Genomic DNA, 23,606 nt, shown 5'->3' on the forward strand with positions numbered 1-23,606 from the left:
TGGCGTGGGGTCCTGCGGACGTGGCGTGTGCTCGGAGGTGGCGTGGGTGCGGCTGGGAGGGTTTGGGCCTGGTGGGCGCTCTGCAGGTGGGGTGCTGCGAGTGTGGCATGGGTGCCGCGGGTGGGCGTTGGGGCGGTGGCGTGGGGTCCTGCGGACGTGGCGTGTGCTCGGAGGTGGCGTGGGTGCGGCTGGGAGGGTTTGGGCCTGGTGGGCGCTCTGCAGGTGGGGTGCTGCGAGTGTGGCATGGGTGCCGCGGGTGGGCGCTGGGGCGGTGGCGTGGAGTGCCGCGGGTGGAGACGCTGGGGGCGTGGCGTGGATGCTGCGGGATTGACGGGTCGATCACGCTGCTCGGCGACCTCGCGTAGGGCACGGCGCCCGAGTGGCGGTTGTGGGTCTGGCATGGGCGATGTGGGAGGAGGGCTGCGGACCTGGCTTGTGGGTGCTGTGGGTAAGAGGTTGTGGGCCTGGCGGTGGGGTCGGTCGGTGGGAGAGGTTGCGGGGCTGGCGGTGGGGGTGGTCGGTGGGAGGTTGTGGACTGGTGGGTGCTGTGGGGGTGAGGGGCTGCTGGTTGCGGGGAGCGGTGTTCGAAGGATGGGAGGGGTGTGCGGTGTTGCATCACGTTGAGGTTTGGGTGCCGGATCTCGGGCGGGCGGTGCGGAGTTGGGGGTGGTTGCTGGAAGAGCTTGGGTGGGAGGTGTACCAGGAGTGGGCGGTCGGGCGGAGTTGGCGGTTCGAGCGGACGTACATCGTCTTCGAGCAGTCGCCGGGGTTGACGGGGGAAAAGCATGAGCGGTGCCGGCCTGGGGTGAACCATCTGGCGTTGTGGGTGGACGGGCGGGAGCGGGTGGAGGCGATCGTCGCCGAAGCGGGGGCGCACGGGTGGGTGTTGATGTTTCCCGAGCGGCATCCGTATGCGGGTGGGGCTGGACACTACGCGGCGTATCTCGAGGATGCGGACGGGTTTGAGGTGGAGCTCGTCAGCGGTCGGTGAACTGTCGGGGACCCGACAGTTGCGGGTGGTGGAAAGCGCTGCACGAAAAGAAGAGCGGCGCTAGCGGTATTGGTCGGAAAATGGCTGACCATTTTTGGTTTATCGCCCGTTCGGCCAGGTGCGGCGGCATACTTGAACCGTTCGCAAGGATGGCGGAGTTGCTGGACCCGCTTGCGATCAATCCCCTTTCTGAACGTTGCCGCCGCCGAATGTAGTCGGGTGGCGGTTCAACCGTGTCAATCGGCGCCGAATGCGTGATTGGAAGCAAACAAATGACCCTGCTGGAATCCATCGGATCGAATGCGCAAGGCAATGACGAGCAGGAGCAGCGCAGCCTGAGCCTGAGCACCGGTGCGGCGCGGAACCTCGCGACGACCACCAAGTCGGTGCCGCAGATGCAGGAGATCACCTCGCGGTGGCTGCTGAAGATGCTGCCCTGGGTGCAGGCGGGCGGCGGCGCGTACCGGGTCAACCGCCGGCTCAGCTACGCGGTCGGCGACGGGCGGGTCACGTTCGTGTCCACCGGCTCGCAGGTGCAGGTCATCCCGCAGGAGCTGGGCGAGCTGCCGGCGCTGCGCGGGTTCGAGGACGTCAACGCGCTGCGGAGCCTCGCGGACCGGTTCGTGCAGCAGGAGTTCGCGCCCGGGGACGTGATCGTCACCAAGGGGCAGCCGGCGGACCGGGTGTTCCTCATCGCGCACGGGAAGATCAACAAGATCGGCGCGGGGGAGTACGGCGACGAGACCGTCCTCGGGGTCATGGCCGACGGCGACTACTTCGGCGCCGAGGTCCTCACCGGCGGCGCGACGAACTGGGAGTTCACCGCCAAGGCGCTGACCAGCTGCACCGTGCTCGCGCTGTCGTGGCAGGCGATGCAGCAGCTCAACGGGCAGGCCGACGCGCTGCGCGAGCACATCCGCCGGATGCGGGACCAGCCGCAGAAGCCGCAGAACAAGCACGGCGAGGCCGCCATCGAGATGGCCTCGGGGCATGACGGCGAGCCGGTCCTGCCCGGCACGTACGTCGACTACGAGGCGTCGCCGCGGGAGTACGAGCTCAGCGTCGCGCAGACCGTCCTGCGCGTGCACACCCGTGTCGCGGACCTCTACAACAAGCCGATGGACCAGGTCGAGCAGCAGCTGCGGCTGACGATCGAGGCGCTGCGCGAGCGGCAGGAGCACGAGCTGGTCAACAACCGCGACTTCGGCCTGCTCCACAACGCGGCGTACGACCAGCGCATCTACACCCGCACCGGCCCGCCGACCCCGGACGACATGGACGAGCTGCTGTCGCTGGTGTGGAAGGAGCCGACGTTCTTCCTCGCCCACCCGCGCGCGATCGCCGCGTTCGGCCGTGAGTGCAGCCGCCGCGGCGTCTACCCCGGCAACATCGACTTCGGCGGGCACCAGGTCCCGGCGTGGCGCGGCGTGCCGATCTTCCCGAGCAATAAGATCGAGGTCAGCGACACCCGCACCACGTCCATCATGTTGATGCGCGTCGGTGAGCAGCAGCAGGGTGTCATCGGCCTGCACCAGACCGGCATTCCCGACGAGTACGAGCCCGGCCTTTCGGTGCGTTTCATGGGCATCAGCGAGCAGGCCATCATTTCGTATCTGGTGAGCGCCTACTATTCCGCCGCGGTGTTGGTGCCGGACGCCCTCGGCATTCTCGAGAATGTGGAAATCGGGCGGGAGAACTGACGTCGTGCAAACCGAGGAAGAGGTTCGGCGCAGCCTCGGTACCCGCGCCGCACGTACCATTGCGACCACCACCAAATCCGTCCCGCAGATGCAGGGCGTCTCGCCCCGCTGGCTGCTGCGGATGCTCCCGTGGGTCGAGGCCGAGGGCGGCACGTACCGCGTCAACCGCAGGCTCACCTACACCGTCGGCGACGGTCGGGTCACGTTCACCAACCAGGGCGCCGACGTGAAGGTGATCCCGCAGGAGCTGCGGGAGCTGCCGGCGCTGCGCGAGTTCCCGGACGACTCGGTCCTGCACCAGATGGCCGAGCGGTTCGAGCAGCTGGAGCTCGGCCCCGACGAGACGGTCGTGACCGCCGGGCAGCCCGCCGACCGGGTGTACCTGCTGGTCAGGGGCAAGGTCCGGCAGCTCGGCGTCGGCGAGTACGGCGACGAGACCCTCCTCGGCGTGCTCACCGACGGCGACTTCTTCGGCGACGGCGTCTTCGAGGGCACGCACCACAGCTGGGGCTTCACGATCCGCACCAGCACCCCGACGACGCTGCTCGCGCTGCGCCGGCAGGAGATCGACCGGTTCAGCGACACGATCGGCGCGCACGTCACGAAATATCAGCAAAAAGCGGGCAAAAAGCAGAACAAGCACGGCGAAGCGGCGATCGACCTGGCGGCCGGGCACGAGGGCGAGCCGGTCCTGCCGGGCACCTTCGTCGACTACGAAACCACGCCGCGCGAGTACGAGCTCAGTGTCGCCCAGACGATCCTGCGCCTCCATACGCGCGTCGCGGACCTCTACAACCAGCCGATGAACCAGTTCGAGCAGCAGCTGCGGCTGACGATCGAGGCGCTGCGCGAGCGGCAGGAGCACGAGCTGATCAACAACCGCGACTTCGGGCTGCTCCACAACGCCGACCTGAAGCAGCGCATCGCCACCCGCACCGGCCCGCCGACCCCCGACGACCTCGACGAGCTGCTCTCCAGGCGGCGCAAGTCGCGGCTGCTGCTCGCCCACCCGAAGGCGATCGCCGCGTTCGGCCGGCAGTGCAACAGCCGCGGCCTGTACCCGCCGACGATCGCCCTCGAGAACCGCCAGGTCCAGTCGTGGCGGGGGGTGCCGCTGCTGCCGTGCGACAAGATCCCGATCAGCGACCGGGGGACCAGCTCGATCCTGGTCCTGCGGACCGGCGCCGACGACCAGGGCGTGATCGGGCTGCGCCGCACGGGCATCCCCGACGAGGTCGAGCCGGGGCTCAACGTGCGGTTCATGGGCATCGACGAGCACGCGGTCAGCTCGTACCTCGTCAGCACGTACTACTCCGCAGCCGTGCTCGTCCCGGACGCGCTCGGCATCCTCGAACACGTCGAGATCGGAGGCTGACCGGATGGTCGCCGCCCACGTCGTCGGTCCCAGCGCCATCCAGCCCAGATCCGCGGGCGTGGTCCTCGCGCAGAGCCGGGACGCCGTCATACCGGCGTTGCGCGCCGCCGTCGACACGTTGCCGGCGACGATGCGGCACGTCGCGGGGTACCACTTCGGCTGGTGGGACGAGCACGGCCGGCCCGTCGACGCGGACCCCGGCAAGGCGCTGCGGCCCGCGCTGGTGCTGCTCAGCGCGGCCGCCGTCGGCGGCGCCGGGCAGGCCGTGACGGGCGCCGTCGCCGTCGAGCTGGTGCACAACTTCTCGCTCCTGCACGACGACGTCATGGACGGCGACGCCACCCGCCGGCACCGGCCGACGGCGTGGAGCGTGTTCGGCACCAGCGTCGCGATCCTTGCCGGCGACGCGCTGCTCACCCTCGCGATGGACACGCTGCTCGCGAGCGGGCACCCGGCCGCGACCAGGGCCACCGGCATGCTCGGCGCCGCGGTACAGCGGCTCATCGACGGCCAGAGCGCGGACCTCGACTTCGAGCGCCGCGCGGACGTCGACGTCGAGGCGTGCCTGGCCATGGCGCAGGCGAAGACCGGGGCGCTGCTGGGCTCGGCGTGCGCGATCGGCGCCCTGCTCGGCGGCGGCCGGCCCGCGCAGGTGCTGCGGCTGGCGCAGTTCGGCGAGGACCTTGGCCTGGCGTTCCAGTTCGCCGACGACCTGCTCGGCATCTGGGGCGACCCGGCGACGACCGGGAAGCCGGTCCACTCGGACCTCCGCAGCCGTAAGAAGTCCCTGCCGGTGGTCGCTGCCCTGACCTCCGGCACCCCGGCCGGCCTGGAGCTCGCGGCGTTCTACACGGGCGCCGGCGCGCTGCCGGAGCCCCGGGTCGGCCGGGCCGCGACCCTCGTGGAGGCGGCCGGGGCGCGGATGTGGAGCCAGGCGCAGGCCGACCAGCTCCTCGTCCGTGCCCTCGACGCCCTCGCCGCCGCCGAGGCCGACCCGCTCGTCGAGGCGGAGCTGTGCGAGCTCGCCCGGTTCGCGACGCGGCGGGACCGGTGACGGTGGCGGCGATGCGACGGACGGTCCTGCTGGCCGCCCCGAGGTCCTTCTGCGCGGGCGTCGAGCGGGCGATCGAGGTTGTGGAGCGGGTCCTCGACGCTGCCGATCGTCCGGTGTACGTGCGGAAGCAGATCGTCCACAACCGTCATGTCGTGGCCGATCTGGAAGCCCGGGGCGCCGTCTTCGTCGAGGAGCTCGACGAGGTGCCGGACGGGGCGACCGTCGTGTTCTCCGCGCACGGCGTCGCCCCGCAGGTCAGGGCCGAGGCTGAGGCCAGGTCGCTGCGCGTGGTCGACGCGACCTGCCCGCTCGTCACCAAGGTCCACGCCGAGGCCCGCCGGTTCGCCGCCCGGGGCGACACGGTCGTGCTCGTCGGGCACGCCGGCCACGAGGAGGTCGACGGGACCCTCGGCGAGGCCCCCGAGCGGACGGTCCTCGTCGAGTCCGCCGGCGACGTCGCGCGGCTGCGGGTCGAGGATCCGTCGCGGGTGTCGTACCTGACGCAGACCACGCTCGCCGCGGACGAGGTCGGCGAGGTGGTCGACGCGCTGCGGGCACGGTTCCCGGCCTTGCGGGGGCCCGGATCCGACGACATCTGCTACGCCACGACCAACCGGCAGGAGGCGGTGGCGGCGGTCGCCCGCGACGCCGACCTGGTCCTGGTCGTCGGCTCCGCGAACTCGTCCAACTCGCTGCGCCTGGTCGAGCTGGCCCGCCGCCTCGGCACACCCGCCCACCTCATCGACGACGCGTCGGAGATCGACCCGGCGTGGCTGGCCGGAGCCCGCGTCATCGGCCTGTCCGCGGGCGCCTCGGCCCCGCCGCACCTGGTCGACGAGGTCATCGCCGCCCTGCGCGCCCTCGGCCCGCTGACCGTCGAGGAGCGCCGCGTCGCCGTGGAGCGGCTGCAGTTCTCCCTCCCGTCGACGGTCCGCTCATGAACCGGCGGACGGCGGCCCGCACCGCCGCGGGCGAGGACCCGCGGCGGTGGACAGCGGCCGAGAGGCGGGGTCAGCGGCGGCGGCGGAACAGGCGGGTCATCGCCACGGCGGCGATCATGAACCCGGCGGCGACGGGGATGAACCGCTTGCCGACCGGTGACGACGCCGAGGCCGGGACGGCGACGGGCTCGGCGGGGCGCACGTTGGACCGGTGGGCCGGCGTGGAGGGCGGCGGGGGCACGGAGGAGGGCGGGGCGGGGGTTGCCTTGCGCACCTGGGGCCGCGGCGGCGCCATCGTCACCATCGGGGCCGGCACCTCCGCTGCCGCGGGAGAAGGCGAGGGCACCGGCCGGCGCGTCGGCGTGGGCGACGGCAGCACCGGATCAGGCTCGCCGGCGACGGCCGGGGGAGGCTGGACCGGGCACGCCGTGGCGTCCGACGACGCGACCGAGCCGAGGTCCGCGAGCTTCACCGCCCGCGACGGGTCCGACAGCGGGATCCGGAACAGGGCGCTGCCACCCGGCGCGTGCCCCGTCCCCGGACCCGCGCCCGGGCCGGACGCCTGGTTGAACAGCGCGGTCAGCGTGCCGTCCGGGTGCACGGCCACGCCGCCGTACGCGGACCGGCCCGGCAGCACCGCCGGCAGCGGCGTGAACGACACCCGCGAGCCCACCCGCACGAGCTGCGCCCGGCCGCCGCGGGCCGCGACCGTGAGCAGGTCACCGCTGGACGGCTCGACCGCCCAGTCACCGGCGTACGGCAGCGACGGCAGCGGACGCGACGGCAGCAGCCGGGGCGCGCCCGGCGAGAGCTGCACGGGCCGCACCGAGGACGCCGTCCCGACCAGCAGCCGGACGACACCGCCGGCGGCGACGACCGTGCCGCCGTACGCGTCGGCGAGCGGATATCCGGACGCGCGCCGGGTGCCGGGGACCGCGCCCAGGTCGGTGACGCGGCCGTCGCCGCCGATGCGCACCACGTGCGGACCGGCGCGCAGCTTTCGCCCGGCGCGGGCCGTGGCGAGGGCGAAGAGCGTGCCGTCGCCGGCGCAGCCGATGGCGTTGACCGCGTACCCGAGCGGCGTGCGGGCCACGGTGCCGCCGGCGGTGACCCGGTGCAGCGTCGAACCGGCGTCGCCGGGCCCCCGCGACACCCACACGAGCCCCTCGGGCAGCGCAGTCGCGGGCGCACCGGAGAACAACGACGTGGCCGGCATCGCATTCGCGATCATCGGTGTCCTGTACGCCATCCTCATGACGTTCGTGATCGTGAGCGTCTGGGAGGCGGGCGACGGCGCGCAGGACAGCAGCCGCGCCGAGGCCCGCGCCGTCGTCGACCTCAACCACTACGCCGACACGCTGCCCGCCGCCGAAGGCGCCGCGATGCGGGAGCTGACCGGGGAGTACATCCACATCGTCGAGCAGCAGGAGTGGCCGGCGATGGCGGGCGGGCAGCCGGTCGGCAGGGCGGGCAGCGCCGTGATCTCCAAGCTGTGGAAGTGCGTCGACGCGCCGCTGCCCGACGGTGCCGACGCGGCCGCGAACCGGCAGTCCGAGGCCCGCGCCGACCTGCGCGCCCTCACCCTCAACCGGGACGCCCGCCTCGCCGCCGCCGACGCGGGCCTGCCGAAGGTCATGTGGCTCGCCCTGATCGTCGGCGACGTGCTCACCCTCGCCAACGCCCTGATGTTCGGGGTCAAGGGCAGCGGCGAGTACCTCACGATCATCGCCCTGCTCGCCGCCATGTCGGCGCTGATGCTCTTCGCGGTCTACGAGCTGGAGTTCCCGTTCCAGCGCGGCGAGAGCGTCACCGTCGACGTTTTCACCGATGTCGTCGACGACGGCACAGCACGATAGGACAACAGTGAGCCCGTTTACGCTTCCCGACTTCTACCAGCCGTACCCGGCCCGCCTGAACCCGAACCTGGAGGGCGCCCGCACGCACACCAAGGCGTGGGCGCGCGAGATGGGCATGGTGGAGGGCTCCGGCATCTGGGACGAGCGCGACCTGGACGACCACGACTACGCGCTGCTGTGCGCCTACACGCACCCGGAGGCGTCCGCGGCCGCGCTCGACCTGGTCACCGACTGGTACGTGTGGGTGTTCTTCTTCGACGACCACTTCCTCGACGTCTTCAAGCGCACCCAGGACATGCGCGGGGCGGAGGCCTACCTGGAGCGGCTGCGGCTGTTCATGCCGCTGCACGGCGCCGTCGTCGACGAGCCCACGAACCCGGTCGAGAAGGGGCTGAAGGAGCTGTGGGAGCGCACCGTGCCGGCGATGTCCGCCGACTGGCGGGAGCGTTTCGTGCACAGCACCCGCAACCTGCTCGACGAGTCGCTGTGGGAGCTGGCGAACATCAACGCCGGCCGCGTCTCCAACCCCATCGAGTACATCGAGATGCGGCGCAAGGTCGGTGGCGCGCCCTGGTCGGCGAACCTCGTCGAGTTCGCCGCGGGCGCGGAGATCCCGGCGCGCGTCGCGCACAGCCGGCCGCTGCGGGTCCTCAAGGACACCTTCGCCGACGGGGTGCACCTGCGCAACGACCTCTTCTCGTACGAGCGCGAAACGCAGCAGGAGGGTGAGCTGGCCAACTGCGTGCTGGTCCTGGAGCGCTTCCTCGGCTACGCGCCGCAGGAGGCCGCCGACGCCGTCAACAGCATCCTGACGTCGCGCCTGCAGCAGTTCGAGCACACGGTTGTGACCGAGCTGGAGCCGCTCTTCGCCGAGCACGCCCTGGACCCGGTCGAGCGGCTGCGGGTCCTCAAGTACGCCCAGGGGCTGCAGGACTGGCAGGCGGGCGGGCACGAGTGGCACCTGCGCTCCAGCCGGTACATGAACGCCGACGTCCGGCCGACGGGGCAGTTCACGCTCGGCGGGCCGATGGGGATCGGCACGTCCGCGGCGAGGCTGGGCCTGTCCGTGCGGGCCCGTCAGCACGACGTCCGCCCGGCCCGCACCACCGGCCCGCTGCCGGTGCCCGAGCTGTACATGCCCTACGTCTCGCGGCAGAACGGTCACCTGGAGTCGGCCCGTCGCGGCGTCATCGAGTGGTCCCGCGCGATGGGCTTCTTCGATGCGGTGCCGCGGCCGGGTCCGTCGCCGTCGGTGTGGACGGAGCGGAAGCTGGCCGGCTACGACTTCGCGGTCTGCGCCGGCGCGCTCAACCCCGACGGCACCGCGGCGGAGCTGGAGCTGGGCACCCAGTGGCTCAGCTGGGGCACCTACGGCGACGACTGGTTCCCGCAGGTCTACGGCCCCACCGGCGACCTGACCGGGGCCCGCGCGATGGTGGCCCGACTGAAGTCCCTCATGCCTCTGGATCTGGTTTCCGCGTCGGTACCGGTGAGCCCGCTCGAACGGGGCCTCGCCGACCTGTGGCCCCGGACCGCCGGCCCCATGGGCGCCGCGCACCGGGAGGAGTTCCGCGCGGCCGTGGACGTCATGCTGGACAGCTGGGTGTGGGAGCTGCAGAACCAGCACGAGCGGCGCATCCCCGACCCCGTCGACTACATCGAGATGCGCCGGCGCACGTTCGGCTCCGACCTGACGATGAGCCTGGCCCGCTTCCGCCAGGGCCGCCAGGTCCCGCCGGACGTCTACGGCACCCGCCCGATCCAGAACCTCGAGGCCGCCGCCAGCGACTACGCCTGCTTCGTCAACGACCTGTTCTCGTACCAGAAGGAGATCGAGTTCGAGAGCGAGCTGCACAACATGGTCCTCGTCGTCGAGAACTTCCTCGACATCTCCCGCGACCAGGCCGCGCTCGTCGTCCGCGACCTGATGACGGCCCGCATGCAGCAGTTCGAGCGGATCGTCGCGGTCGAGCTGCCCGCCCTCTACGAGCACCTCCGCCTCCCGGAGGCCGCCCGCGCCGGCATCGACACCTACGTCGTCCAGCTGCAGAACTGGATGTCCGGCATCATCGCCTGGCACGAGGCCACCGACCGCTATCCCGAGTCCGCCCTCCTGCGCACCGAGGACCCGGCCCCGGCACTGGCGACCACCATCCGCATCCCCACCGCCCCGAAGGGCTTCTCCTTCCAGCGCCCCGTTGCGACCACCGGAGGATCGGCCTAGGTTCGTGCTGAGCGGCGGCAGGGTCGGATCCGATCCGGCCCTGCCACCAGGAGAGCTTCGATCTCAGCTGCCGAGGCCGTCCAAACCGTCAGCAGCGAGCCGGAGCCCGATCGCGAGAGCGCCGCCGACCAGGGCGGCGCTCTCGTGCGCTGTCATCGCGGCGGTGAGACCGACGCCGTCGAGAATCAGCGATCCCTGCCGGGCGATCAAGGTGATCCCCCGCAGTGTCCGGACCCGCCGGAGCGGGATCTGCTCAGGCATGAGGTGGGTTCACTTCCTTTCAATTGCGCAATTGGTGGCGCGCCGGGGGTCCGTCGCGCCAATTCATGGGCGGAGCGCAGTGAACGGTGCGCGAACGCACCGCCACACGGTCGATGCAAACACGCTGAGCGACGATTGAAAACGTCGCGGCGCATCATTACGTCCGGCGCGAGATCAACAGGCGACCGGACAACGTGCGGTCGTCGCACCAGTCAACTTGTCCGGTCTTGCCGCAGGTTGCAGCGGCTTTGGCGGGCGACGGGCTGAGCTGCTCAAACGGCCGGACGGTCAACACGACGGTCAAAAGAAGGACAACGGATTCGCGTGTCGCTGCACGTGATGGTAACAATCTGTCGATGCTTTCCCGGTGCGCCAGTGGCGGCGTGCAGGCTCGATGGCACAGCGTCGGAGGGACCCAGCATGGCCGACCGGGAAGACGTCGGAGTCGACGGTGATCCATTGCCGGCGGTCGACAGGCGGCGCACGCATTACCTGTCGCCCAAGGAGCAGTTCGAGAAGGACCGGGACCCCCGGGTCGTCGAGCTCGCCGGCTACGTCCGTGACCTGCTGATCAAGGGTTACGGCGAGCAGGACACCTTCAGCAGGTTCGCGCAGACGGTCTGCCGGTTGGAGAAGCTGGACCCCGGCAAGGAGCGGCGCAGGATCAGCCGGCGGGTGTCGGAGCAACTGCTGAAGGGCGGCCCGACCTGGGAGACCTGCCAGCGGGTGGAGCGGGCGCTGCGGGCGGACCTCGACGACCCCGGGCAGGTGCACCAGGACCTGGTCCGGTTGTACACGGCCGTGCACGGGGCCGCCCCGGACGGCGAGGAGCCCGCACCGGTCGCGGAAGCCGACGTCGCCGACGCGGTGCCGCTGGTGTCGGAGGTCCCGCTGGTCTCCGAGGTGGTGAAGCTCGCCGGGCGGGTCGAGCACGCGCAGTCGACCCTCACCCAGATCACCGTCGAGCGGGACCAGGCGCTCGCCGAGAACGTCCTGCTCAGAGCGCAGGTCGCGGAGCTCACCGCGCAGATCGGCGCGCTGACCGAGCGGCTCAGGCTGTGGCGCTCCGAAGGCACCCGGCGGCAGTGGACCGCGGCGGGGTCGGCGCCGGCCCCCGCCGGGTGGGAGGCGGCCGGGCAGCGGGCCGCGCAGGCGCCGACCGTGCCGCGGCCGCGGCGGATGGCGACCGGGTTCGTCGAGGACGGCGACGACGAGGAGTTCTGGACGGTCCGCGACTATCTCTCGGACGGGTCGCCGGCGTACCGGGACCTGCGGCTGCTGGACACCGGTCCGGGCGAGCTGCCCGACCCGCCGGAGCAGGTCGCCGACGAGGAGTTCTGGCGGGTGCTCGGCCTCGCCCCGCTGCGCGACCTGAACCGGTCCGGTGCGGCGGCGCCCGGCCGGGCGGGTGCGCTGCGGCAGTGGGTCGAGCCGGTGCCGGCCTGGTTCCGGGTCTCCGTGATGGTCGGGGTGGTCGCCGTGCTGGCCCTCGTCGCGCTCGGGCCGCTCATCCCGGAGGACGCGACCGACGACGTCGACGCGGACCGGGCGCTGTGCCTGCTGATGCAGCTGACCGACCCCGCCACCACCCGCTGCTCCGGGTGACCGGGCGGACCGGGGCGGCGGGGGTGAAACCCGGGTGACACGTCCGGGACACTGGGGGGCATGACACCGGAGAATGTGCTGCTGGCGGGGATCGTGGGCTCGACCGCGTACGGGCTGGCGGGGCCGGGGTCCGATGTGGACCGGCTCGGGGTGTTCGCGGCGCCGACGGTGGCGTTTCACGGGCTGCACCAGCCGGTCGAGTCGGTGGTGTCGACGCACCCTGACGTGACGCTGCACGAGGCCCGCAAGTACTGCGGCCTGGCGCTCGGCGGCAACCCGACGGTGTCGGAGCTCATGTGGCTGCCGCAGGAGCTGTACGAGACGCGCACGCCGCTCGGGGACGAGCTCATCGCGATCCGGTCGTCGTTCCTGTCGTCGAAGCGGATCCGGGACGCGTACCTCGGCTACGCGACGCAGCAGTTCCGGAAGCTGGAGTCGCGCGGCGACGGGTCGTTCTCGTCCGAGACGCGGCACCGGACCGCGAAGCACGCCCGGCACCTGCTGCGGCTGTGCTGGCAGGGGTACACCGCGTACACGACCGGCGTGATCCACATCCGGCTGGAGGAGCCGCAGCGGTTCCTCGACTTCGGGGAGCGGGTCGCGGGTGGTGACGTGGACGCCGCGCGCACGATGCTCGCCGACTACGAGGCGAAGTTCGACGCGACGCCCGGCGTGCTGCCGGCGTCGCCGGACGAGCGGGTCGCCGAGGACTGGCTGCTGCGCGTCCGGGCCGCGTTCCTGCCTCAGAGGTCGTGAGCGCGGAGCAGGGCGCGCAGGCCGAGCGCCGTCCGTAACGCGTCGCCCTCCGGGGTATCGGCGATGTCGTCGACGACGCAGGCGGTACCGACGAAATCCGCACCGACCTCGAGCACCATGTCCCGGGTCGCCTCGGCCTGCGTGCCGCTCTCCACCCAGTCGTCCACGCAGAGCACCCGGTCGCCCGGCCGGACCAGGCCGCGGCGGAAGCTCATGACACCGCCGCCGCCATGGTACGAACCGGGCAGCGCTCGGCGCACGAAGCCCGGATCGGGGCCGGACGCCGCCCGGTCGTTCTTGCGCACCTCGACGAGCCCGACGCCGAGGTGCGCCGCGACGAGCGCGCCGAGCAGGCTGCCGCGCGAGACGGGCCCGGCGACGAGCGTCGGCGACCCGGGCACGAGCCCCGCGACGGCGGCGGGCAGGTCCCGCAGCACCACCGGGTCCCGCCACCACTCCGTCACGTCCGCCCAGGCCACATCCGAGTACGGCGCGCGCCGCCAGTGGAAGCCGACCTGCAGCCGGCCCACGAGATCAACCACGCGGCTACCGTACGGCAGCGACCGCCGCGTCAGGTCCGCCGCGCCACAGCGTGCCCGACTCGGTGAAACCGGCGTCGCGCAGGGCCTCGAGGTGCCAGCTGACCGGCGGCAGGAACTCCGCGCTCGCGCCCTTGGGGTGGATGACGGCCCGGTCCGCCGCCAGCGGGCCGAGCACCGGGTTGGCGGCGGCGAGGTCCCACCACGCGGACCAGGTCGGCGCGGCGCCGGCGGCGTATCTGGCGTCCCGCCGCGCGTCGGCGGAGGCGACCAGCTGCTTGGTGAGGCCGGGCAGCTGCGGGTCCGGCATGTGGTCGGCGTTGACGAGCAGGCCGCCCGGGCGCAGGACGGTCCGGATCTCGCCGTACAGCACGCGCAGCCGCTCGGCCGGCAGCCAGTGCAGGGCCGTCGCGGCGAGCACGGCGTCGTATCCGGCGTGCGGCAGCGCGCCGGTCCAGGCCGGGTCGCGCAGGTCGGCGGTCACGATCTGCGCCCGGTCGCGCAGTGACGCCCGGGCGATGCACAGCAGCACGGGATCGACGTCGAGCAGGGTGACCTGGGCGCCGGGCAGGCGGCGCAGCACCCGGAGCGCGATCGATCCCGTGCCGCCGGCCAGGTCCAGCACCCGGGGCGGATCCTCGGTGACCGCTTCCACGGCGTCGATCATCGCGGCGATGCGGTGCTCCCGGTCCGGCATGAACGCGGACTGCTGCAGGTCCCAGCTTTCCTGCCACGCACCGGGGTCGGCGACGTAAGGAGTCATACCTATCACGCTAGTTACCGGACGGATCGATGTCCAGCGTTACCCGGCGACCGTGCTCAGCGCCCGCTCCGGCTCCGCCGGCGTGTGCATCCGCCGGTCCACGGCGAACACCAGCCCCGCGGCGGCCGTCGCCGCGACCGCGAGCACCAGCCAGAACGGGACGGGCGTGCTGAGCAGGTACACCGCGACCGGCGGCCCGATCGTGTTGCCGACCTGGAACGTCGCCCACGCGGCGCCGGTGGCCCGGCCCAGGGTGCCGGGGGGTGCCAGCCGCTCCACGAGCGTGTAGAACGCCGGGCTGTAGGCGCACTCGCCGAGCGCGAACGTGACCATCATGACGACGAGCAGCGCGGTCCTCGCCCCGCCGCTCACGGCGCCCGCGGCGTAGCCGACCAGCCACGCACCGGCCCACGCGAGGCTCATCGCGATCAGCGCACGGGTCTTGTGCACCCGCTCCACCCAGCGGGACACCGGCAGCTGCCCGGCCAGCACGACGAACGTGCCGACGGCGTACAGGGCGCCGACCAGCGTCGTGGAGCCACCCATCTCGGTGCGCACGGCGAGCGGCACGCCGCTCTCCAGCTGCGCCATCCCGAACGTCACCAGCAGCAGCTGCGCGACCAGCAGCAGCACGTAACTGCGCCCGGGCCGGAACCGGGCCAGGGTCTTGCGCTGGGACCCGACCGCGTCGGCGTCCTCCGGCAGCGGGACGAACACGGCGATCACCACGGCGTACAGCGCGCAGCTGACGCCGTCGGCGGCGAACAGCCACCGGTAGGTGGCGTCGGTCGCGGCGCCCAGCAGCAGGCCGCCGAGCCCGCCGCCGACGCCCAGGCCGACGTTGAGCAGCAGGTACCGCATCGACATCGTGCGGACCTTGACCTCCTCGCTGCCGCTGAGCCTGGCGATGATCGGGACCACGGCCGGCAGGAACAGGCCGGTGCCGACGCCGATGACGAGCAGCGCCGCCAGCTGGGCGGCGTAGCCGCGCCCGGCCGCCAGCAGCAGCCACCCCGCCGTCTGCACCAGCAGCGCGCCGACGGCGACCGCCCTGGGCGAGCGCCGGTCGACGAGCGCACCGCCGTACACGGACATCGGCACCGCGGCGCCGGCGAGCACGAGCAGCAGCACCGCCGTCTCGCCCGCCGGCAGCCCCTGGAACTGGTGCAGGTAGATCGCCAGGAAGGGGTAGCAGAGCCCGGTGCCGACGGCCGACAGCCCGTACCCGCCGACGAACCACCACGCGGGGCGGCTGAGCCGCCGGTCCGCGCGGCCGGGTCGAGCCTTGCCCATGACAGCTCCTTCGCTGCTCGTCTTCGCTGCTCGTCTTTGCTGCTTTTCAGCCGGTGCCCCGGACGTGCCGCACCATGTGGTCGAGACGGTCGAGGACCTCCGACTCGGTCGCGCCCTCCACCGTGACGGCGGCGACGGCGTCGCTCCACCGGGTCGGCACCGGCAGCACGTCGCCCGGGCGCCGCAGGTACGCCAGGTCGACCAGCCACGGCACGTCCGGCGCCGCGGGGGTCGCCTCCAGCACGCCGCCGGGCTGGTAGACCATCACGTAACCGATCAGCGGCACCGGGTCCGTCGCAGGGTCTTTCGCCGGGACCGGCAGGGCGTCGCCCAGCTGCGCCATGACGGCGGCCTCGTCGAGGTCGACGCCCGTCTGGTGCCGGAAGCCGGGGATGATGCCGCCGCCGCCCGGGCGGCCCGCGATCTCGCAGAACACCACCTCGCCGGCGCGGTCGAGGAACATCTCGTGGTGGGTGACCCCGCTGAACCACGGGAAACACTTCAGCACCGCGGCGTTGAACGCCAGCAGCGCCTCCCGGTCCGGCCCGGGCCCGATGTTGTGGTCCCGGCAGGGCGCCGCGTCGTGATAGCTGGTGGTCGGGTCGACCGTCCTGGACACCGTGGCGACGACGGGCTCGCCGTCCCGCACGACGCTGTCCACGTGGTGGAGATTACCATCGATGAACTCCTCGACCTCGTAGTTCGCCCGATCGAGGCCCGGGTTGGCGTCCAGCACCGGCCGCAGCTGCTCGATCCGGTCGAGGACGAACACCCCGGTCGACGCCATCCCCTCCGTCGGCTTGAGCACCACCCGGCCGTGCCGTTCGAGCAGCGTGGCGACCGCCTCGGGGCTGAAGGGCTCGTGCCGCGGCACCCTGACGCCGAGCCCGCCCAGGTGCTCCTTCATCCGCAGCTTGTTGCGCACCAGCAGGGTGCGCTCCTCGCTCTGCCCGGGGATCCCGAGCCGGTCGCGGAGCCGCGCGGCGGGCAGCAGCAGCCGCTCGGAGATGGCGACGACGAGGTCCAGGGGGCGGTGCCGGTGCACCATCTCCCCGGCCTTGAGCATGAGCGGCACGTCGTCGAGGTCGATGCCGATCACCGCGTCGATCTCGGCGCCGGACACCTCGCCGACCTTGGCGCGGTCGGTCAGGACCGTCACCGCGAACCGGTCGGCGGGCATGAACGGCGAGCCGTCGTGGCGGCGGTAGTGGCTGTAGCCGATCCGGTCGATCAGCAGCACCCGCCGGCGGTCGTCTGCGGACATGGTCTTCTCCTTGCCTGGGAAGGGTTTCAGCCGACCGCGGTCGGGGCGGCCGTCCGGTCCTGGCCGCTGCGGGCCGCGTACTCCTGGTACCGGGCGCCCAGCTCCAGCGCGTGGTCGGCGCAGTCCGCCAGCCGCATGGTGCGGCAGTCGTACCCGAGCGACTCCCGCATGATCCCGGCCGACTCCTCGGTGAACTCCACCGTGCCGTCGGGGCGGATCCGGTCGATGCCGTCGCGGCGCTGCCCGGCCTCGTTCACCGCGACGGCGTCGCCGAGGCCGACCGACGCGGGCAGGTCGAGGGCGACCGCGCCGTGGCCGATGCGCACCGGATATCCGCCCGGCAGCCCGCCGACCCCCGGCGCGTGGGCCTGCGCGGCGTCGCCGTGCAGCAGCGGCCGCAGCACGCTGAGCGCCGACGCGGCCGTCATCAGCTGCCCGGCCATCCCGCCGAGCCGGCGGTGGCTGCTGGTCAGCGGCAGGAACAGCGTGCCGACGTCGACGTCGGCGGTGCGGTCCGCACCCTTGACGGTGACCTGCAGCCGGAACGTGTCTGGTTCGGCGTCGCCGGTACGGGAGACGTGATGGCTCACGTAGTGGTGCGCCACGAACCGCACGCCGACGTCGCGCACGGGCACGCCGAGCCGCTCGGCGGCGATCAGCCGCAGCGCCGGCACGTTGTTGGCCACGTTCCCGATGCCGGCGTCGGGCGCCAGCCCGGCCGTGTGCAGGACCGGGTGGACGGCGTCGGGGTACGCGGCGTTGACCACGACGGGCCTGACCCCGGACCGGCGCACGGCCGTCATCAGCCGCAGCGCCGGCGTCAGGTGCATCGGCAGCCAGGGGCCGAAGTTCGCCCGGTACAGGCGCTGGAACGCCGCGGGCGGCAGGGTGCCGATGACCCACCACGACTGCAGGCTCGCCGCGTTGAAGATGACGTCGGGGCGCAGCGCGGCGATGGTCTCGGCGGTGGCGTCGACGTCGTCGAGGTCCACCCGGCGGCCGTCGACGACGGGCTGCCGGCCGACCTGCAGCGCGGCCAGCCGGGCGAGGTTGACCTTGCCGCGGACCTCGGCGTCACGGCGGCCGCCGAGCGTGACGGCGACCGGCCGGAGGTCGCGGGCCAGCTGGTACAGGACCTGACCGGCGAGGTCGCCGGCGCCGACGATCAGCAGGCGGGGCATCGGCTCCGTCACCAGGCACCTCCTGTCCCGCCGTGCCCTGTCCCGGTGGGTCCTGTTCCGGCGGGCGTGGACACCAGGCGCGGTAGCTGCCGCATGTCGTCGAACGTCGGCACGCCTTCGGCGGCGAGCAGGTCCGCGTACGGCCCGTCCGCGTACCCGAGCGTGCGCATGCCGGCGGCGAGCCCGGCCCGCACACCGACGAGGCTGTCCTCGACCACGACGCACGCCTCGGGCGCCACCCCGAACGCCGCGGCCGTGTACAGGAACAGGCCCGGGTCCGGTTTCCAGCTGCCCACCTCGTACGCGGAGAAGGCCCGCCCGGCGAACCGCGCCCACAGCCCGGTGGCGCGCAGCCGCTGCTCGATGATCGCCGCCGGGCTGCTCGACGCGACGCACATCGGCAGGTCGATGCGTTCGAGCGCGTCGGCGACCCCGTCGACGGGGCGCATGCTCTCCCGGGTCAGCTCCTCGCAGCGCGCCCGTACCGCGGCCACGAACCCGTCCTCGACGGGGGCGCCGATCAGGCCTTCGACGAAGGTGACGCAGTCGGCCATCTTCTTGCCCCGGAACTCGACCTCCGCCTCCTGGAGCGTCAGCGCCGCCCCGGCCCGGCCCGCCAGCTCCCACAGCGCCCGCGACTCCGCGTCCTGGCTCTCCACGAGGACCCCGTCGAGGTCGAGGACGAGCAGCTCGGCGGCGGTCATGCCGCGTCCCGCAGGGTCGCGACGATCTCCCACCGGCGCAGCAGGTCCGCGTCGTGGTACGCGAGGAACTGCTCGAACATCCCGATGTAGTTGGCGCCGTCCTCGTCGCCCATCTCCGCGCGCAACGCCGCCTCCCGTTCGCGGAGCCGGTCGAGGTACGCCCGGAAGTACAGGCCGTCGATGTCGGTGCGGTCGGCGGTCGCGACGGTGAAACCGGCCTTCTCCAGGACGCCCTCCCAGTCGGCGTGCGGCAGGAACAGGCCCGGCTGCAGGTCCACCTCGCGGTCCCGGTCGGACCGGTCGGCGAGGATCCGGGTGAGCAGCAGCACGGCGCTGCCGGAGTCGCGGAGGACCCGCCGCCACCGCGGCACCGCGGTCTCGGGCGCCGACCAGTACCCGGAGCCGAACGCCAGCACCGCGTCGAACTCGTCGCAGAACCCGCTCAGCTCGCCCAGGTCCCCGACGACGAACGTGGTCCGTGGGCCGCCGGGGTGCCCCGCGGCCCGCTCGGTGGCCACCTCGACCGCCGCCGGGCTCAGGTCGACGCCGACCACCTCGCAGCCGGTGGCCGCGGCAAGTGCGAGGCTGAGCCCGCCGGTGCCGCAGCCCGCGTCGAGCACGCGGGAGCCCGGCCCGAGCCCGAGGCGCTCCGCCAGGGCCCGCACGTAGTGCGGTGTGACGTTGCTGTGCTGCCCGACGAAGCCCGGCCCGAGCACGGCCGCCCGCGCCTCGTCCATGGCCCGCACGCGTTGCAGCCGGTCCCAGCCCGCGGCCACCTCCTCGAGGGTCTCGTCCCGCCCCGGGTCACGCAGCCGCACCCGCAGGTGGTCGCAGGCGGCGACCAGGTTGGCCCGCAGCTCCTCGCGGTCGCCGGCCTGGGCGATGACGGTCGCGACCCGCTGGCTCATGAAGTCCTCGGGCGGGAGCTTCACCCGGTCGCCGGCGCCGAGCAGCACCGCGACCTGGACGACGCCGGGCACGGCGAGCGCGGCGCCGTATCCGGTGACCTCGTCGATCTCACCGGCGGTCCGGGCGAAGGCGGACCGGACCCCGGCGACAATGCCGGAAGGGGCGCCGGCGGGTGCCATCGGGCTTCCCGTCGCGACGCGGACGATGTCGGCGCAGTAGTCCACGCCGGTGGCGAGCGGCACCAGGTGCGAGGCGATCATGCCGCCGCCCGCCCGCCCGGCGATCTCCACGAGGCGGGCGCGGCCCCGGCCGTCGACCTTGCACTCCAGGTGGAACGCGCAGTCGTCCATCCCGAACGCGGCCACGACCGCCCGGGTCAGCTCGCCGACCGAGGCCAGCGCGGCCGGGCCCAGCGCGCTGGGCTGCACGTGCTCGACCTCGATGTGGTGCGGCGCGGTCGTGACCTTGTCGGTGACCGCGACGAGGCGGACCTCCCCGCGCTGGACGAGGCCTTCGACGCTGTGCTCGGTGCCGTCGAGGCACTCCTCGTACAGCCAGCGGTGCTCGGTCCCGGCGAACATCGGGTCTCCCGACCCGGTGGTGTACCGCCGCAGGACGTCCCACGCCCGGCGGGCGCCGGCCTCGTCGGCGACCTCGAAGATGCCCTTGCTGCCGGATCCGGTCAGCGGCTTGAGCACCGCCGGGAAGCCGATGCGCGCGATGGCCCCGGCGAGGCTCGCCTCACCGTCGACCAGCTGGAACGCGGGAATGAGATCGGGCCGGCCCGCGAGGGCCTGCCGCCCGGCGTGCTTGTCCCGCACCAGGCGGGCCGCGCTGTCCCGCAACCCGGGCAGGCCGTGGTCCTCCGCGATCCGCGCGACCAGCCGCACGTCCCGGTCCGACCAGGTCACGACGCCGCGCACGGCCGCCCGCTGGACGAGCGCCGCGGCCGCCCGCCGGGCCGCCGGCACGTCGAACGTGTCCACCAGCTCGACGTCGTCGACCAGCGACATCACCGTGCCCCGCGGGATCCGGTCGGCGAGCAGCGCCACCCGCAGCCCGGCCCGCCGGGCCGCGAGCAGCACCGCGTTCGCTTCGAGCTGGTACGGCCTGAGATTGACGAACATCACGCTGGATGTCACTGCGGGACCGCCTTTGCATCGGATGGCGTCGGGGCGTCCGGGTAGCCGCCCAGGGAGGGGTTGTCCATCAGGAACCGCACCGCGGCCTCGGCCGGCGGGCGCAGGCCGGTGTACCGCCCCGGCCGCCAGCACGCCTCGCCGGACGTGGTGTGGACGTCCGGGTCGCCGGCGAGCCCGAGCGCGGCCCAGAGCCGTCCCGCCCAGCCCGGTGCCAGCGGCGCGGCGAGGACCGCGAGCGTCCACAACTGCGACCAGGCGGTGCCCGGGTCGTGCGGTCGCCCACCGGCGTCGCCGCCGGACGCCGCCAGCCGGTCGACCCAGTCGCCGAGCACGCCCACCGCCGCGGCCGGGTCGGTGACCGGCAGGCGCAGGCAACGGTCCTGGGCGGCGAGCGCCTCGACGGCACCCGGCGCCTCCGCGGGGGTCGCCGGAGGGCCGTCGACCAGCGCGGCCGAGCGGTCCGCCACGACCCGGTCGAGCCGCTCCGCCCACCCGGCGGCGAACCGGGCGAACGTGTCGCAGCGGAAGTCCTGGCTCTTCGTCAGCGGGCTGAGGCTCGCCAGGTACAGCCGGGCACAGTCGACGTCGAGCCCGGCCGCGACGTAGTCGCCGACCCAGATCGTGTGCCGCCGCGACGTGGAGAACTTCGCCCCGTGCAGGTCCAGGAACTGGTTGAACAGGAAGAAGTCGAACGGCCGGAAGTCCAGCCCGCGGGTCGTCAGGCCGAGCAGCACCAGCCACGGCATGACGGCGTCCAGCCCGCCGGCGGCCACCGTGATCACGTCGGAGCCCGCCGACATCGGATTCGGCACCCCGTGCCGGTCGGCCGCGAAGTCACCGATCACCTTGCTCGCCGCGACGAGGCCGGTGCCGTAGCTGTAGTGCACGGACCCGTGATCCGGGCCGGCGAGGGGCCACGGCACGCCCCAGCCGATCGGGTACGTCAACCGGATGCCCGCCGGGTTCCACCGCTGGTACTCCTCGACGATCGGCAGGTACGTGTCGACCTGGCCGATCCGCTCGGCGCACCGCTCGGCCCGCATCCCGGCCGCCGGGGCGGCGAACGCGCTGGTGACGGTGACGGCCGAGAGCGTCCCGCCCGGCGGCGCACCGGCCCCCTGGCCCGGCCTCAGGCCCGGCACCGCTCGCGGCGCCGGCTCGCGCAGGTCCGTCGGGCCGAACCAGGTCCCGCACTCCTCGCACGAGTTGCCGGTGGCCGGCGCCGCGCACTTCGGGCACTTCCCGCTCAGCCAGCAGCCGACGAGCGGGCGCCCGGCGGCGGCGTCGAACCACAGCCGCTCCGCCCGCAACCGCAGCCGTCCCTCGGCGTGCAGGGCATGGACCAGCGCGTCGCTGTAGCGCCGGTGCTCGGCACGGTGCGGCGCCGCGTGCACGTCGAGGTAGTCGTCCTGCACGACACCGAAGTCGGCCAGTGCCGCGGTGATACGACCCTGGTAGTCGCCGGCCACGGCCATCGGGTCGCGGCGTTCCTTCGCCGCGGTGAAGAGGATGTTCGACTCCCACGAGTCGGACGTGCCGACCGCGAGCGCGTCGTGCCCGCGTGAGCGCAGGTATCGTCGCAGCACGTCACCACGCAGGAACGGCCCCGCGATGTGCCCGAGGTGCAGCGGCCCGTTCGGCGTCGGATACCCGGCCAGCACCAGGTGCCGCGACCGGCTCGCGTACTGGCGGCGCAGCTCACCGAACATCCCGACCCCCCGCAACGCTGCCCGGAACGACTGTGGCGACCGGCGCGACCGGAGCCGGCAGAACGGACCCCGCCGCGGCGCCGGTCGAGGGGACGGATGACTGCGCGGTGATGGCCGGCGTGGTGGGCATGGCCGACTTGCTCGTTACCGGCGTGATGGCGGTCGGCAGGATGGCCGCTGGGACAGGCGCGGACGCAGCTGGCACGGCGGGCGGCGGTGCAGCGGCCGGCGGCGGTGTAGTGGCCGGCGGCGGTGTAGTGGCCGGCGGCGGTGTAGCGGCAGGTGGCGGGAAGGCGGCGGTCAGGGCGGCGACGACCCGGTCGGCGACCGCTGGGCCGAGGCGGACGCCCGAGCCGCCCATGCCGCGGGCGTCGACCACCCGGCCCGCCGCGGTGACCGTCACCACGGGTGCGCCGCCGTGCGGATAGGCGTCGTGGCCGACGTGGGCGCCCACGACCGCCGCGGCCAGTGCCGGGCTGCGCCTGGTGAGGGCGCGCCGGCCCTCGTCGAGGTCGGCGGCGGTGACCGTCGGGTCGAGCGGGGCGCCGGGGACCGCGAACGACTCCCGCCGGAAGCTCACCGTCAGGCCCGCGTCGCCGGGCAGGATGAACAGCTCGTCGTCGATGAAGTCGAGCATCGGCAGGCCGTCGCCGGGGTGGTCCACGGTGAGGGCGGCGATGCGCTTCACGGGCTGAGCCGGTGCCGCGCCGGGCCACTCCGGGCACCAGCCGCCCGCTGCCACGGCCACGGCCCGGGCGCGCACGGCGTGCCCCGACGCCAGGACCACCCGCACCGCGCCCGGCTCAGGCGAGATGGCGACCACCTCGCTCCCTTCCCACAGCGCCGAACCCGGCCCGCTCAGATGGAGGTCGAGCAGCGCACGTGTGAGCCGGGCGGCGTCCACGGCGTAGCAGTCGCCGGAGGAGGCGAGCACCGCCTCGTCGGGGTCGACGCGCAGGTCGCCGGCGCGCTCGCGGACGGTGGCGACCCGCTGCGCGGCGACCGGTCGCAGCGGCCCGCCCTGCCACGCGTCGAGGAAGCCCGGCACGTTGTGGCGGCGCAGCACGAACCAGACCTCGAGCGGACGCACGAGCCCGGCCTCCCGCCACCGGGCCGCGCCGGCGAAGTAGGCCTGGCCCGGGCCGACCAGCGGCGTCCTGCCCGGCACCCCGCCGAGCGGCACGCACACACCCGCCGACCGGCCGGTCGCCCCGGCCGCGGCCGTCGAACGGTCGAGGACCAGCACGGACGCGTCAGGGTGGATCCGCCGGTACCGCTCGAGCACCAGCGCTCCCGTCATGCCCGCGCCGACGATCACCAGGTCCCGGTGGCCGCGCAC

The 23,606-nt window shown here is 73.3% G+C and carries 20 protein-coding genes; 9 read left to right on the plus strand and 11 right to left on the minus strand.

Annotated features, from left to right (window positions below):
* Positions 1–610 precede the first annotated feature (610 nt).
* The 5 genes from ABD332_RS00325 to ABD332_RS00345 all read left to right on the plus strand — a co-directional run bounded on the left by ABD332_RS00325 (position 611) and on the right by ABD332_RS00345 (position 6,061).
* Positions 611–991, plus strand: a complete 381-nt coding sequence (locus tag ABD332_RS00325; RefSeq protein ID WP_425552096.1) for a VOC family protein — start codon at positions 611–613, stop codon at positions 989–991.
* 272 nt (positions 992–1,263) lie between these two features.
* The gene (locus ABD332_RS00330; protein WP_344498202.1) at positions 1,264–2,691 is read left to right on the plus strand and encodes a family 2B encapsulin nanocompartment shell protein; all 1,428 of its coding nucleotides are present in this window, start codon (positions 1,264–1,266) and stop codon (positions 2,689–2,691) included.
* Positions 2,666–4,066 carry a family 2B encapsulin nanocompartment shell protein gene (locus tag ABD332_RS00335; RefSeq protein WP_344498204.1) on the plus strand — a complete coding sequence of 467 codons (1,401 nt, stop codon included), beginning with the start codon at positions 2,666–2,668 and terminating at the stop codon, positions 4,064–4,066. Before ABD332_RS00330 ends, ABD332_RS00335 begins: the two co-directional genes overlap by 26 nt.
* A 4-nt stretch (positions 4,067–4,070) precedes the next feature.
* Entirely contained in the window at positions 4,071–5,120 is a 1,050-nt protein-coding gene (locus ABD332_RS00340; protein WP_344498206.1) for a family 2 encapsulin nanocompartment cargo protein polyprenyl transferase, read from the plus strand.
* Positions 5,121–5,131: 11 nt separating this feature from the next.
* On the plus strand, positions 5,132–6,061 hold the full coding sequence (locus ABD332_RS00345) for a 4-hydroxy-3-methylbut-2-enyl diphosphate reductase (protein WP_344498208.1): 930 nt from the start codon (positions 5,132–5,134) through the stop codon (positions 6,059–6,061).
* Between the two features lie 70 nt (positions 6,062–6,131).
* Here ABD332_RS00345 and ABD332_RS00350 read toward each other — a convergent pair whose 3' ends face one another.
* A complete protein-coding gene (locus tag ABD332_RS00350; protein WP_344498210.1) occupies positions 6,132–7,292 on the minus strand; it encodes a hypothetical protein in 1,161 nt (386 codons plus the stop codon).
* On the opposite strand from ABD332_RS00350, the gene ABD332_RS00355 reads away from it, so the two are divergent.
* Both ABD332_RS00355 and ABD332_RS00360 read left to right on the plus strand, forming a co-directional pair.
* The gene (locus ABD332_RS00355; RefSeq protein WP_344498212.1) at positions 7,267–7,917 is read left to right on the plus strand and encodes a bestrophin-like domain; all 651 of its coding nucleotides are present in this window, start codon (positions 7,267–7,269) and stop codon (positions 7,915–7,917) included. The two genes, ABD332_RS00350 and ABD332_RS00355, sit on opposite strands and share 26 nt — an antisense overlap.
* A 7-nt stretch (positions 7,918–7,924) precedes the next feature.
* Positions 7,925–10,141: a terpene synthase family protein gene (locus ABD332_RS00360; protein WP_344498214.1), complete on the plus strand. Its 2,217-nt coding sequence runs from the start codon at positions 7,925–7,927 to the stop codon at positions 10,139–10,141.
* 63 nt (positions 10,142–10,204) lie between these two features.
* On the opposite strand, the gene ABD332_RS00365 is transcribed toward ABD332_RS00360, so the two are convergent.
* Entirely contained in the window at positions 10,205–10,402 is a 198-nt protein-coding gene (locus tag ABD332_RS00365; RefSeq protein WP_344498216.1) for a hypothetical protein, read from the minus strand.
* A 420-nt stretch (positions 10,403–10,822) separates the two neighbouring features.
* On the opposite strand from ABD332_RS00365, the gene ABD332_RS00370 reads away from it, so the two are divergent.
* Both ABD332_RS00370 and ABD332_RS00375 read left to right on the plus strand, forming a co-directional pair.
* Complete coding sequence (locus ABD332_RS00370; protein ID WP_344498218.1) at positions 10,823–12,007, plus strand: hypothetical protein; 1,185 nt, start codon at positions 10,823–10,825, stop codon at positions 12,005–12,007.
* A gap of 60 nt (positions 12,008–12,067) precedes the next feature.
* Positions 12,068–12,763, plus strand: coding sequence for a nucleotidyltransferase domain-containing protein (locus ABD332_RS00375; protein WP_344498220.1), 696 nt, complete (start codon positions 12,068–12,070; stop codon positions 12,761–12,763).
* On the opposite strand, the gene ABD332_RS00380 is transcribed toward ABD332_RS00375, so the two are convergent.
* From ABD332_RS00380 to ABD332_RS00420, 9 genes are read right to left on the minus strand one after another with little or no spacing between them, the layout of a single operon-like run.
* A complete protein-coding gene (locus tag ABD332_RS00380; RefSeq protein ID WP_344498222.1) occupies positions 12,751–13,305 on the minus strand; it encodes a phosphoribosyltransferase family protein in 555 nt (184 codons plus the stop codon). The two genes, ABD332_RS00375 and ABD332_RS00380, sit on opposite strands and share 13 nt — an antisense overlap.
* Before the next feature lie 4 nt (positions 13,306–13,309).
* On the minus strand, positions 13,310–14,065 hold the full coding sequence (locus tag ABD332_RS00385) for a class I SAM-dependent methyltransferase (RefSeq protein ID WP_344498224.1): 756 nt from the start codon (positions 14,063–14,065) through the stop codon (positions 13,310–13,312).
* A 39-nt stretch (positions 14,066–14,104) separates the two neighbouring features.
* Positions 14,105–15,358, minus strand: a complete 1,254-nt coding sequence (locus ABD332_RS00390; RefSeq protein ID WP_344498226.1) for an MFS transporter — start codon at positions 15,356–15,358, stop codon at positions 14,105–14,107.
* 46 nt (positions 15,359–15,404) lie between these two features.
* Entirely contained in the window at positions 15,405–16,622 is a 1,218-nt protein-coding gene (locus ABD332_RS00395) for an ATP-grasp domain-containing protein (protein WP_344498228.1), read from the minus strand.
* A 26-nt stretch (positions 16,623–16,648) separates the two neighbouring features.
* Positions 16,649–17,815, minus strand: a complete 1,167-nt coding sequence (locus tag ABD332_RS00400; RefSeq protein ID WP_344498230.1) for an SDR family oxidoreductase — start codon at positions 17,813–17,815, stop codon at positions 16,649–16,651.
* Positions 17,812–18,507 carry an HAD family hydrolase gene (locus ABD332_RS00405; protein ID WP_344498232.1) on the minus strand — a complete coding sequence of 232 codons (696 nt, stop codon included), beginning with the start codon at positions 18,505–18,507 and terminating at the stop codon, positions 17,812–17,814. The genes ABD332_RS00400 and ABD332_RS00405 overlap by 4 nt, the downstream gene beginning before the upstream one ends.
* Positions 18,504–20,558 (minus strand): ATP-grasp domain-containing protein, encoded by a 2,055-nt coding sequence (locus ABD332_RS00410; RefSeq protein ID WP_344498234.1) that lies wholly within the window; start codon positions 20,556–20,558, stop codon positions 18,504–18,506. Before ABD332_RS00410 ends, ABD332_RS00405 begins: the two co-directional genes overlap by 4 nt.
* On the minus strand, positions 20,555–22,267 hold the full coding sequence (locus ABD332_RS00415; RefSeq protein ID WP_344498236.1) for a class I tRNA ligase family protein: 1,713 nt from the start codon (positions 22,265–22,267) through the stop codon (positions 20,555–20,557). The genes ABD332_RS00410 and ABD332_RS00415 overlap by 4 nt, the downstream gene beginning before the upstream one ends.
* On the minus strand, positions 22,257–23,606 hold the full coding sequence (locus ABD332_RS00420; RefSeq protein ID WP_344498238.1) for an NAD(P)/FAD-dependent oxidoreductase: 1,350 nt from the start codon (positions 23,604–23,606) through the stop codon (positions 22,257–22,259). The genes ABD332_RS00415 and ABD332_RS00420 overlap by 11 nt, the downstream gene beginning before the upstream one ends.

This window comes from Dactylosporangium maewongense, from assembly GCF_039531485.1.
Classification (GTDB): Bacteria; Actinomycetota; Actinomycetes; order Mycobacteriales; family Micromonosporaceae; genus Dactylosporangium; species Dactylosporangium maewongense.

Bases quoted from the DNA above. Each gene is read 5' to 3' on its own strand.
- ABD332_RS00330 (WP_344498202.1), top strand. From the start codon at position 1,264: ATGACCCTGCTGGAATCCATCGGATCGAATGCGCAAGGCAATGACGAG.
- ABD332_RS00335 (WP_344498204.1), top strand. From the start codon at position 2,666: ATGTGGAAATCGGGCGGGAGAACTGACGTCGTGCAAACCGAGGAAGAG.
- ABD332_RS00340 (WP_344498206.1), top strand. From the start codon at position 4,071: ATGGTCGCCGCCCACGTCGTCGGTCCCAGCGCCATCCAGCCCAGATCC.
- ABD332_RS00345 (WP_344498208.1), top strand. From the start codon at position 5,132: ATGCGACGGACGGTCCTGCTGGCCGCCCCGAGGTCCTTCTGCGCGGGC.
- ABD332_RS00350 (WP_344498210.1), bottom strand. From the start codon at position 7,292: ATGATCGCGAATGCGATGCCGGCCACGTCGTTGTTCTCCGGTGCGCCC.
- ABD332_RS00365 (WP_344498216.1), bottom strand. From the start codon at position 10,402: ATGCCTGAGCAGATCCCGCTCCGGCGGGTCCGGACACTGCGGGGGATC.
- ABD332_RS00370 (WP_344498218.1), top strand. From the start codon at position 10,823: ATGGCCGACCGGGAAGACGTCGGAGTCGACGGTGATCCATTGCCGGCG.
- ABD332_RS00375 (WP_344498220.1), top strand. From the start codon at position 12,068: ATGACACCGGAGAATGTGCTGCTGGCGGGGATCGTGGGCTCGACCGCG.
- ABD332_RS00385 (WP_344498224.1), bottom strand. From the start codon at position 14,065: ATGACTCCTTACGTCGCCGACCCCGGTGCGTGGCAGGAAAGCTGGGAC.
- ABD332_RS00390 (WP_344498226.1), bottom strand. From the start codon at position 15,358: ATGGGCAAGGCTCGACCCGGCCGCGCGGACCGGCGGCTCAGCCGCCCC.
- ABD332_RS00395 (WP_344498228.1), bottom strand. From the start codon at position 16,622: ATGTCCGCAGACGACCGCCGGCGGGTGCTGCTGATCGACCGGATCGGC.
- ABD332_RS00405 (WP_344498232.1), bottom strand. From the start codon at position 18,507: ATGACCGCCGCCGAGCTGCTCGTCCTCGACCTCGACGGGGTCCTCGTG.
- ABD332_RS00415 (WP_344498236.1), bottom strand. From the start codon at position 22,267: ATGTTCGGTGAGCTGCGCCGCCAGTACGCGAGCCGGTCGCGGCACCTG.